The organism is Oscillatoria sp. HE19RPO, from assembly GCF_024220515.1.
GTDB lineage: Bacteria > Cyanobacteriota > Cyanobacteriia > Cyanobacteriales > Laspinemataceae > Laspinema.
Genome location: NZ_JAMXOT010000304.1, coordinates 1 through 10,495, shown reverse-complemented (window position 1 = coordinate 10,495; position 10,495 = coordinate 1). Strand labels below are relative to the sequence as shown.

Annotated in this window: 12 protein-coding genes; 7 read left to right on the top strand and 5 right to left on the bottom strand. The window is 47.6% G+C overall.

Annotated features, from left to right (window positions below):
* The first annotated feature begins 713 nt into the window (after positions 1-713).
* The 3 genes from NG833_RS24380 (at position 714) to NG833_RS24370 (ending at position 3,697) form a co-directional block, all read left to right on the top strand.
* Entirely contained in the window at positions 714-1,589 is an 876-nt protein-coding gene (locus tag NG833_RS24380) for a hypothetical protein (protein WP_254567869.1), read from the top strand.
* A gap of 271 nt (positions 1,590-1,860) precedes the next feature.
* Positions 1,861-2,703, top strand: coding sequence for a hypothetical protein (locus NG833_RS24375; RefSeq protein ID WP_254567868.1), 843 nt, complete (start codon positions 1,861-1,863; stop codon positions 2,701-2,703).
* A 250-nt stretch (positions 2,704-2,953) separates the two neighbouring features.
* Positions 2,954-3,697 carry a DUF2993 domain-containing protein gene (locus NG833_RS24370; protein ID WP_254567867.1) on the top strand — a complete coding sequence of 248 codons (744 nt, stop codon included), beginning with the start codon at positions 2,954-2,956 and terminating at the stop codon, positions 3,695-3,697.
* A gap of 300 nt (positions 3,698-3,997) precedes the next feature.
* Here the strand turns inward: NG833_RS24370 and NG833_RS24365 are convergent, their stop codons facing one another.
* The 3 genes from NG833_RS24365 to NG833_RS24355 form a co-directional block, all read right to left on the bottom strand.
* The gene (locus tag NG833_RS24365) at positions 3,998-6,232 is read right to left on the bottom strand and encodes a glycoside hydrolase (RefSeq protein ID WP_254567866.1); all 2,235 of its coding nucleotides are present in this window, start codon (positions 6,230-6,232) and stop codon (positions 3,998-4,000) included.
* 121 nt (positions 6,233-6,353) lie between these two features.
* Entirely contained in the window at positions 6,354-6,593 is a 240-nt protein-coding gene (locus tag NG833_RS24360) for a NifU family protein (RefSeq protein ID WP_254567865.1), read from the bottom strand.
* Between the two features lie 145 nt (positions 6,594-6,738).
* The gene (locus NG833_RS24355) at positions 6,739-7,389 is read right to left on the bottom strand and encodes a DUF3386 domain-containing protein (protein WP_254567864.1); all 651 of its coding nucleotides are present in this window, start codon (positions 7,387-7,389) and stop codon (positions 6,739-6,741) included.
* A gap of 53 nt (positions 7,390-7,442) precedes the next feature.
* Here NG833_RS24355 and NG833_RS24350 point away from each other — a divergent pair, with 53 nt between their 5' ends.
* Genes NG833_RS24350 through NG833_RS24340 form a run of 4 tightly spaced genes read left to right on the top strand, consistent with a single transcriptional unit; the run spans position 7,443 to position 8,273 of the window.
* Positions 7,443-7,724 carry a hypothetical protein gene (locus tag NG833_RS24350; RefSeq protein WP_254567863.1) on the top strand — a complete coding sequence of 94 codons (282 nt, stop codon included), beginning with the start codon at positions 7,443-7,445 and terminating at the stop codon, positions 7,722-7,724.
* Positions 7,725-7,760: 36 nt separating this feature from the next.
* Positions 7,761-7,907 carry a hypothetical protein gene (locus tag NG833_RS24345; RefSeq protein ID WP_254567862.1) on the top strand — a complete coding sequence of 49 codons (147 nt, stop codon included), beginning with the start codon at positions 7,761-7,763 and terminating at the stop codon, positions 7,905-7,907.
* A gap of 36 nt (positions 7,908-7,943) precedes the next feature.
* Positions 7,944-8,072 carry a hypothetical protein gene (locus NG833_RS30600; RefSeq protein ID WP_256556140.1) on the top strand — a complete coding sequence of 43 codons (129 nt, stop codon included), beginning with the start codon at positions 7,944-7,946 and terminating at the stop codon, positions 8,070-8,072.
* Between the two features lie 54 nt (positions 8,073-8,126).
* On the top strand, positions 8,127-8,273 hold the full coding sequence (locus NG833_RS24340) for a hypothetical protein (RefSeq protein WP_254567861.1): 147 nt from the start codon (positions 8,127-8,129) through the stop codon (positions 8,271-8,273).
* A 256-nt stretch (positions 8,274-8,529) separates the two neighbouring features.
* Here NG833_RS24340 and NG833_RS24335 read toward each other — a convergent pair whose 3' ends face one another.
* Both NG833_RS24335 and NG833_RS30595 read right to left on the bottom strand, forming a co-directional pair.
* Positions 8,530-9,891 carry a GAF domain-containing sensor histidine kinase gene (locus NG833_RS24335; protein ID WP_254567860.1) on the bottom strand — a complete coding sequence of 454 codons (1,362 nt, stop codon included), beginning with the start codon at positions 9,889-9,891 and terminating at the stop codon, positions 8,530-8,532.
* Positions 9,892-10,180: 289 nt separating this feature from the next.
* The gene (locus NG833_RS30595) at positions 10,181-10,312 is read right to left on the bottom strand and encodes a hypothetical protein (RefSeq protein ID WP_256556139.1); all 132 of its coding nucleotides are present in this window, start codon (positions 10,310-10,312) and stop codon (positions 10,181-10,183) included.
* Positions 10,313-10,495 lie beyond the last annotated feature (183 nt).

The window sequence follows — 10,495 nt, the reverse complement described above, 5'->3', positions numbered from 1 at the left end:
ATTGCAACAAATAAATCACCCAAATGCGATGCTTAAGGAACTAAAAAGACGTTCTTAGCCCGCGCAGGCGGGCTTCGTCCGTATAGCCCCACCCTTGAGGGTGTGGGTTTTTGGGTATTTTATTTTTTGGAGTTCCCTAACTGGTGATGGCTGTAGCCCGGTTGCATAACAGGATAACCATAATCATTAACCATTTAAATGCCGCCTCCCGGCTGAATGCGGGCCTTAGACTTTTTATGATTTCCTCAATTCGCTGTTTTGGGTGCATAATGGTAACACTGGTTAAGCTTAGACTCTTTACCAGTATGACTGATGGACTGGTTTTATGCCGGTCCATTTTTTTTGAGGCCATAGAGCGACCTCCAAGGCTTTATACATGACTTTTCACCCTCCAGTTATTCTATACAATTTTTCAAATTTTGCTTGTGTGAACTGAGTGAGATTGAAATTCTGTCATTTTGGTGACAAAATATTTAAACCAGATTCGCCCCTGTGAATGGCGCGAGTTCATTTCTGCTCAGTGTAATACCCAATTGGATAGAGGGTAAAACTCCTCTGTGGATAGAGGCGATCGCCGGGTTATTCTTCTTATTATGAGGTCACATAACAAACAAATAGTCAGTGCAGACCCTCAAAGCGAGAATTGCCAGAAATTAATTTCAGCCATTTCTTCGATGAGAGGGTCATTCAGTAAATTAGGAGCCAAAAAAATTATGATTATTAACGAGATAAAAGGCGGCGTTCGGACCAGTGCTCTAGCGTTGGGACTGTTGGCCCTATTGTTACCGGCTTGTCAGCAAGAGAACCAAGCATTCGATGAGACCGAGTACCAAACCCCCACCACCACGGCCCCTGCACCGGGAAGAGAACCAGTCACAATGACCCCGGACCAACCCATGACGGCAATGCCCGGTCAACAGATGGCGGCGACTACCGAAAATATTTCCGCTAACCCAGAAAACTTTATGGGTCAAATGGTGACGGTGCGTGGAGATGTGCAAGAAATCGAGACCTCTAGTGACACCTTTTTAATGGATGATGACCGCTTTTTAAGTGGGGAGGGAATTCTGGTTATCAATTCCAGTGGTGAGGTTTTTGCCATTCCCAATGCCGATGAGATGCAGGTCCAAGTAACGGGAGAAGTCCGTCAATTCAACCTGGTGGATATCAATACAGCCTACGGATTGGACTTAGATCCGCTGTTATATGCTGAGTATGAGAATCAACCGGCGATCGTTGCGGAATCCCTGGCACTGGCTCCCACCCCGGAGCAAGTTTCTGAGAATCCCGACCTCTTCTACAATCGCCCGATCGCGATAGAGGGCCGATTTAATGAAAAGTTAGCTTCCAATGCTTTTACTTTCAATAATGAAAATGAAGAGATCCTCGTACTCAATGCCGACGAACTGGAAATCCTCCCCGAGAATGAATACCTTGTGGTCACAGGTGAAGTACGTCCCTTTGATCTGGCTACCTTGCAAAGTGAGTATAATTTGAACTGGGATGCGGCTCTGCAACAACAGATGCAAGATCTGTATAGCAACCGTCTAGTGTTAGTTGCTGATGGAATCTACCCCACCCTTTACTAAGGCATCATCGGGATAATTAGGGCGAGCGATCGCCCCTTTCAGGACGTCTCAATCAATCCTGAACCCGCTTCGGGAGAGGTAATTGTTATCATTGCCCCTCCCGTGACAAATAACGCCTCTAAAGATAGAGGTAAAATCAAAATTGTATGCCTAAATTAGAGGGAAGTCTACTTTCATTAAACAGGGCTGACTTCTCCCTGAAGTTGACTGATTTTAAAAGAAAGAATGCCCCGTTTAAAAATATCAGCCTATTATAGGAGGTTAACTCAATATGCTTAAGAATTTCACACCCACCTACAAAAAGAACAACCGAATGGGAAACCCAATGGGAGTGGCGATCGCCTTAGCCGTGATGACCGCTGCCTTTGTTCCCGGTTTACCCAGAAAAGCTGAAGCTCAAATGGGAATGTATCCCGATAATTCTCCCGTAATTACCCTTGAAAATGTTGCCGGTTCCCCGGAAGAATATTACGGACAGACGGTGACAGTTCGGGGAGATTTCGAGGAAAGCATCGATGAGAATGCTTTTAAACTCACTCGGGGTGGCTTTTTATTCTTTGGCGGTTCAGAAATCGTAGTGGTTAACAATACCGGACAACCGATTGTACCCCCTGAGAATGACGATATCTCCCTTCAGGTCACAGGTCAAGTCCGACAACTGCGAGTGGCGGAACTTGAGAGAGATTTTGGCTGGGATTTTTGGGATCCGGATGTGTATGTCGAATATGACCAGAGACCTGTGATTGTCGCCGAATCCGTTGCCTTAGCCCCGGAACCGAGCCAAATTTCAGACAATCCAGCACAGTTTTACGGGGAAACCATTGCTGTTGAAGGTGAACTCAATGAATATTTTACCTTCAATGCCATGTTATTACAACAGGATAGCTTAATCGGTGGCGGAGATGTTCTGGTATTACTTCCCCCAGAAGCTAACCGCGTTAATGCCGGAGAGGAGATCGTCGTAACGGGTGAAGTTCGTCCCTTCGTGATGGCAGACATTGAGCGAGATTTCGATATCACAGGGTGGACTCGCGAGATCCAAAGTCTCTTCGCCGAGGAGTATGGAAACACTCCTGTGATGTTGGCTGAAGACGTTTATCAGATTGGTGAGTAAGATTAAGCTCACTTCCAGCTACCTCTAGCTACCTCTAGCTAAACTGAAGTAAATCAGAGAGAGACCTTTTGCAAAATCCTGCAAGAGGTCTCTTAAAATGCTCGGATTTTTTAATGGGTTTAGCTAATTTTCACCTAACTCTGCGGAGGGATTTAAAATGGGCGTTAAATTAATCCAATAGAGAGAACTCAGAACCGAGGCGATCGCTTACAGTGAATATACACTTGATAATCACCGAAAGGTCAACCCCATGAGCGAAGAAGAGTCCCTACAGGACCGGGCTATTAATGCCACAGCAAAACTAGCGATTTCCAATCAATTCGATGATTTTGAAACCCTTGATGTTTCCGTTCATTCTGAGTCAGCTAATTTGGTAAAAGGCGAATTAGAATCGGTGGAAATTTCCGGAGAAGGGATGGTGATGAAACAAGAGTTAAGAATGGAAAACCTGGATATAAAAACCGGGAAAATATCCATCAAACCGCTTTTAGCCGCCATCGGAAATATTCAATTAGAAGAACCCACGGAAGCCACGGTTACAGTAGTTTTAAATGAACAGGATATTAACGGGGCATTTGATTCAGATTATATTCAGGAAAAACTTCAAAATTTCCCGGTCACCATCGATGGTAAACCCCTGACTTTGGACGCTCACCAAGTTGATTTTAGTCTTCCCAGTGAGGGAAAAATCCAACTCAGTATCGGCGTATTGTTCCGCGAAACCGGCGAAACTCATCAGGTGGAATTTACTGCCATACCAAAGGTAAAAACCGATGGAACCGGCGCGCGTTTACAGGAAATTGAGTACCTGGATGGCAATGAAATCTCCCCAGAAATGACCGCTGAGTTAGTAAAAAAATCTGAATATCTACTTAATATTTCTAATTTTGAGTTATCCTCGGGGATGTCGGTCCGGTTGCGCGGGTTAAGGATTGTTCCGGGTCAAGTTCACTTAGAGGCTCAAGCTTACATTGAAGAAATTCCCAGGGATTAAATTCCTTTTAGGAAATTAGAAATTCTGAAGGAAAGAGTCAGTTTAATATTAGGTTTGCGCGGATCATCCAGACTGACCTAACCCCCCAACCCCCTTCCCTAAGAGGGAAGGGGGAGAAGAGGGATATATCCCTCAGAGGGAAGGGGGAGAAGAGGGATATAAATCGTTCCGACAATAAAATTAAGGGCTGGGAGCATCTTGCTCCCTTTAAGCAAAAGGGAAAAAGGGAGCAAGATGCTCCCACTCCTTTCCGGAATTGTCTCCTGAATTGTCCAATTCTGCCAAGAATCGCGATAGAAATTACGGCATTTGGATGGGAATTAAATGGTCCTCAGTGACCCCATCCTGGAATCGACCTCCGTTAGATAAGACCAGCATTAAATGAAGGGTCCAATCCGGATCTGTGGGTAAATCCGCCCAGGGAATAGCGATTTCTAAGCATTTATCTAAGGCAACTTGGGCGCGACCCTTGCGGGGATGCCACTGATGATGGTCCCGGGCTTCCTGGAACCAGACCGATTGACTGACTAAGTTAATGCCGAGATGGTGATGGAACAGGTAGTTAAAGGGTTCGCGATCGGGGCATTGTGATAATGGCATCGAACTGATACTCATCGTCTGACCGGGATAATACCACAACAAATTCAGTTCTGGAGGGCAATCTTTGCCGATTTCGGTGCCCGTTTTAAAATCAATTCGCAGATAGAAATGCAGGTGATCTACCCCATACCAAACCCGCTGAATGGCGCTGCTGCGATGCATGGTCCCCCGGGCACCGCCAACTTCGATCCGACCGGCTTTGTCCCAGTCCTGTTCGTCTCCGATGCCATCAATAATCGGATGGATGAAACTTTGAGGACGCCGATCGCCTTCTCGTTCATGATCTTCCACCGGACGTAAGACATTCTCCGGAACTGCCTCACCAAGTGCCTGATAAATCGCAGCAATATGTTCCCGAAACAACTGGTCAAACATGGCATCCTGGTTAGAAGAATGACCTTCGCCAAACCACCAGAACCAATCCGAACCCTCGGCAGCATACAACGCTTCCCACGCTTCTGGATTGGCTTCTTCCGTGGCTTCTGGATGTTGTGCCAGCATCTGCCGCGCTGGTTCTAACAAATCCCAGGCTTTATTTTTGGCCGGGTCGCCAATCCAGGTTGTGAGACTGCCATCCACCCAAGATCCACTATGTAAACCAGCACTCGGCAGCGTCGCCGTGGGAGGAAACTTTTCAATAAACTCCGCCACAGTAACTAACTCAATTTCCCCATGATGACTGAGTTTTTCATAGAGGGAATTTAAGAACGGTTCGCCATCGCGGTTATAAAATTCCCAGCAGTTTTCTCCATCCAAGGCGATCGTCACTAACCAAGGCTGTTCTAACCCACTTTCAGCACCTGCGGGTTGGCGATGTTTCAGGGAATGACCGATCGCCTCTAAATGTCCCACCAAATCCGCTGCCGCCCGCCTCGGTTCCATCGCACCATAAGTAAACCCAATCAAATCCGATAAGCGATGGTCCCGGAATACAATCGATAAATCCCCTTGGGGTGTTTCTAAGCGATAGGGACGATACAAATATTCCGGTTCAAACAGATTTCCCGCGCCATCCCGATGGAAAAAGTGCTGCAACGTCCAGCCTAAAACCGCTTCATCAGAACAGATCCATTTAAACCCTTGTGCGGCAATATCGGGTAAAATCTCCGGACTGACTGCCTGTTCCGAAGGCCATAACCCCCGGGGATTCTGGCCGAACCGCTCTTGATACATCGTCCAAGCTTTGCTTAAGTGGCGGGGAATATCTTCCTGCCACTGGAAGCGATGCTGAGGTAATTCCATATTGGGAATTGCCACGCGACCGGCATTAGTATCCGCCAGTAAGGGTAAAATCGGGTGGGTATAAGGGGAAGTAATCACCTCCAACTGACCCGCTTCCTGCATCTGACGATGTTGGGGGATAATCCGGCTGATAATCTCCCGTTGCTTAGAATAGATGCGCTGGCGATCGCTTAAAGTGAAATTCCGACCTTGTTTTAACCAAGTTTCAATTTCCGGGTCATCCCAAAAGATCGGGTCAATCCAGGCGAGATTGTGCCATGCCAGCAAATCGCCATACTCGCGATCGCCCCAATGTTCCAAACACCATCCCCGGCCCTCATGCTGACGTTGAGCATACAATTCAGCGTACCGGGGATGGGGATCGATTAAGGTGCGATGATTCCCATCAAAGAAATGCTCGACAATAAAATGTTTTTGTTCCAGGGTAAGCTGGTTTTCTGGGGTGAGGGCGGCAGTCAGGTAGGGATCGAATGCCGTGCCTTCGATATAGTCTTCAAGCTGTAATATCAAAGACGGTACTAAGTTCACCGTTTGATGGAGTTTAGGATACCGATTTAAGATCAGCACTAAGTCTAAATAATCTTTCGTGCCGTGCAGACGAACCCAAGGCAGTCGATACTGCCCCCCAATTCGGCTTTTATAGAGGGGCTGATGCTGATGCCAAATAAAAGCAACATAGAGCGGGTGAGGCATAGTAAGAAGAAGTGATGAGGACAGGAGATGGCGATCGCCGGTCAGGGTTGAAGGGTTCGTCGCACAAACGGCTTGCGGTGAACATTCTAAACCGACCCGCGATCGTCATATCCTTCTGAACTTACAGCACTTGTTCCACTTCAGCAATCTCAGGGATAGATTCGCGCAATTTGCGTTCGATCCCCATTCTTAAAGTCATGGCAGAACTCGGGCAGGATCCGCAGGCGCCTTGGAGTCGCAGTTTGACCACTGGACCATCCACTTCTACGAGTTCGACATTTCCGCCATCCGCCATTAAGTAGGGGCGCAGTTCATCTAAGACATTTTCGACATTTTCCGACGTGAGTGCCAATGCAGACATAAATTCTCCTGGTTTTAGGTTTATGGTCTTGTCCCAATTTTAACGGTTCTGAGGAGGGAACCACAGATTTCACGGATTTTCATTGAAGGGGAGGTTCACGGAGTCTGGGGGTCCAGGAATCTGACCCCCAGACCCTTTTGGGGATTTAAACGGTTGCAGGTTGCAGGAGTTTAATGTTGGAGAATTTGAACTCGGTGGTGGTTACGGTGTCATTTTCTTTGGAGTGGATGACTTGATGGGTCATCAGGTAATAGTCTCCAAATTTTTCGTAGGTGTCCTCAAAGTCGAGTTCTCGGATCAGGTCGTTGGTTTGAGCGTTGCGGAAGACGACATGATAGCGGGTGGCAACGTAGCCTGCGCCGGTATCTAGGCTTTCGGCGGTGTCAATGGTAAACGCCATGCGGCCCATGACGCGGCTAACTTGGCAGATTTCGGTCCCTCGGATTTTGTAGTTGGACCCCATCGCATCCCCTTTGACGAGGATTTCTATGGCATCGGTTTCGTCGGATTCCCCAGCGCTAAAGCTGTTTTTGCCGTGGGCGTCCTCAAATTTGCTCCGTTTGCGGTGGGTGACGATATCCCGCAATTGGGTATAGACGCTTTGTTGCACCTCTTCGTGGTCGATTCCGCTGACTTCTACGGTGAGGTCACCTTTAATGTGGATTTGGCCGGTATAGGTTTCTTCTCCCTGTTTGACTTGGAGTTCGGCCCGATATCCTGGAAAGTTCGAGTCCCAGGTGTAACGGTTTTCGTAGGCGGCGCGGAATAAATCCCGGGGGTTGGTTTGTTCTGTCATGTTTGCCTTTTGTTTTTGAATGTTGACCTCCTTTTAGGGTACAAGCTGACTGGGTGGGTTGTGGTATCGCTGTCAAGGGACTCGCCTTCTGGGGTGCGCCGAGTCCTGTGGAACATCTCATCCCAAATCCGGTTGTTAAAAGTCGATTGTGTAGTTTTTATAGACATATCAAAATCGGATTCCGGATCCTGTTCAACGTCCCGACTTCAGTCGTTACCGCCTGTCATGGCATCCGCCATGACAGGCACCATCAGCGGGTTCATCGCCGGTTTGGGGACTGGATCTTCCACCTCAACCCGGGCGTGACGAAAGCTGATGCTTTCGTCACGCGGTAACGACTGAAGTCGTTACTACAAACAGGGGTGCGGATCATGTTTGTAGTAACGACTTTAGTCGTTACCGCCTGTCATGGCCTCTGCCATGACAGGCACCATCAGCGGGTTCATCGCTGGTTTGGGGACTGGAATTTACTCCTCCAACTGGGCGTGACGAATGCTGATGCTTTCGTCACGCGGTAACGACTGAAGTCGTTACTACAAACAGGGGTGCGGATCATGTTTGTAGTAACGACTTTAGTCGTTGCCGCCTGTCATGGCCTCTGCCATGACAGGCACCATCAACGGGTTCATCGCTGGTTTGAGGACTGGAATTTACTCCTCCAACCGGGCGTGACGAATGCCTGAGCTTTCGTCACGCGGTAACGACTGAAGTCGTTACTACAAACAGGGGTGCGGATCATGTTTGTAGTAACGACTTTAGTCGTTGCCGCCTGTCATGGCCTCTGCCATGACAGGCACCATCATCGGGTTCAACCCTGGTTTGCAGACTGGATCTTCCACCTCAAACCGGGCGTGACGAAAGCATCAGCTTTCGTCACGCGGTAACGACTGAAGTCGTTACTACGAACATTATAGAAAAGCAAAATGGGGCCAAAAACTTGGTTTCTGGTCCCGGGGGTTTAAGACTTAGCCCTGTCAAGGTGGTAAATTGAATGACGAAAAATCGTTATTTCTTGTCGGAGTAAATGCTTGCGCCCTCTTTTGGGCGTATGCAATACGCCCCTACAAGCAACAAGGATGAGGCGGGATTCAATTTACCACCTTGACAGGGCTGGGGTCTCAGCCTGTCCCCACCCTTCTACTATCGGCGTTCTTCTCGCAGCGGAATGATTTTGGGGGTTAGAGATGGGCTAATCTCCGGGGCGGATTTAGAACTTAAGCAGGGGGCGGCTAGGGGCAGATTCACGGTAACCGTTGAGCCGAGTCCTTCCCCCATACTATAAAAGTGAATCTCGCCGCCAATTCCTTCGATAATTTTTTTGGACAAGGATAGACCTAGACCTGTTCCGGGGTAAGGACTGGTATAGGCTTCATGAACTCGAAAAAACGGTTCAAAAAGTCGTGATTGATATTCTAGGGGAACACCGATTCCTGTATCGGAGATGCGAATTTCTACCCCATTGGGATGGTCTACATCCGGGTTTATCACTTTGTGAGTGAATGTTTCGGCTTCTATGATGATGCCGCCTTGATGGGTAAATTTAATGGCATTTCCGACTAGATTTAACATGACTTGAAGGAGCTGCTTGTCATTCCCTTGTAAGAAAATATTTCGGGAATTAGAGGGTTGGGTAATTTTAAAGGTGAGCTGTTTAGATTCAATTTGAGTGAAGGCACAGCGTTCGATATCTTTTAATAGTTTATGTAAGTTAACGGGGGTGAGTTGTAAGTCGAGAATGACATTGGTTTTGGGTTTATTGAAATCCAAAACGTCATTAATCATGTGGAGGAAGTGGAGGGCGCTATGGTGAGCTTCATGGATAAATTCCCGTTGTTCTTCGGTATCGTCTACCATATCATCGAGAATGAGTTGTAGAAATCCGATGATGTGGTTGAGGGGAGTGCGGAATTCGTGGGAAATTTTGCCCAAAAAATCATGTTTGAGGCGGGCGGCTTCTTGGGCTTGTTGTCGGGCTTCTTGGAGTTGGTGGTAGAGGGTAGCTGAGGCGATCGCACTGCCTGCTTGCTTGGCGACTTCTTGGACTAATTCGATTTCAGCTTCACTCCAGAGGAGGGGACAATGCTCTTGATGCAGCCTGGATTGATGAACTTGGTGATACAAGACGATCGCCCCATTCGGTCGATCTTCATAAGCTGTTGGGACAATCAACGTTGAATACCGTTCGCCATTTTCTTGGGTTAGAGTAGTATCCACTAGGACCGGTTCCAGGGTGGCGATCGCCCTGCCAATTTCTGGACATTCCTCTAGTCTGACTTCCCATCCCAACATCGAAGCCATTGCCTGTTGCTGATACTCCGCCACTACCTTTAAGGGCTGATTCTCCTCTTGATAGGAATAAATAATACAACGGCTTGCACCCAATCCACTGCCTAAATCTCGGGCAGTTTGCTGCCAAATTCGTTCCAAGTTCGAGGTGCGATGGATACTTTTCGCGATTTCCAGTAGTAGCTGTTGTGATTTGTTCGATTGTTGCTTAGACATGACACCCTTACCCTCATCGGCTGAACTAGCCGAACGTTACATACTCTTTCCGATCATCATTAAAGACTCGTCAGTATTGATCCTAATCGCTTTGGGAGGATTATTCAGTCAAATCCAGGAACAAGAAGCGCCGGAGAGTTATCCCGCAAACTGGCTACCCGAAAGCGGTATATATTCAAGTCCACTGGAATTCTTGCATTATTTTTCTCTCCATGACCAGTGTCTTGCAGTCTCTTTATAAAATCTTTAGGAAAGATAATTTAATAATAATCTTCTGTCAACCGTATAATTACGGAATTGAGTAGGGTTGACGCAATTTAACCCCCGGGCGATCGTGTAAAGATATCGTGAAGCCCCCCACCTCCTGCTTCAGGCGATCGCGCATCTCGTCATCCACAACCCCGTTCGTCTTGCGGGACAATATTTAGAACCCTATTTTTTCGGGGAATCCCGGGTTCAACCCCTTAGGGAACTCCAAAAAATAAAACCTTCAAAAAACCCGCAGGCTCAAGCCTGGAGGCTCACAGGACAAAGCGGTGCCTGCGCGGGCTAAAAGAGCCTTGTTAGGTGCGATCGCATCAAAGCAAGGATGATTTATTTGTTG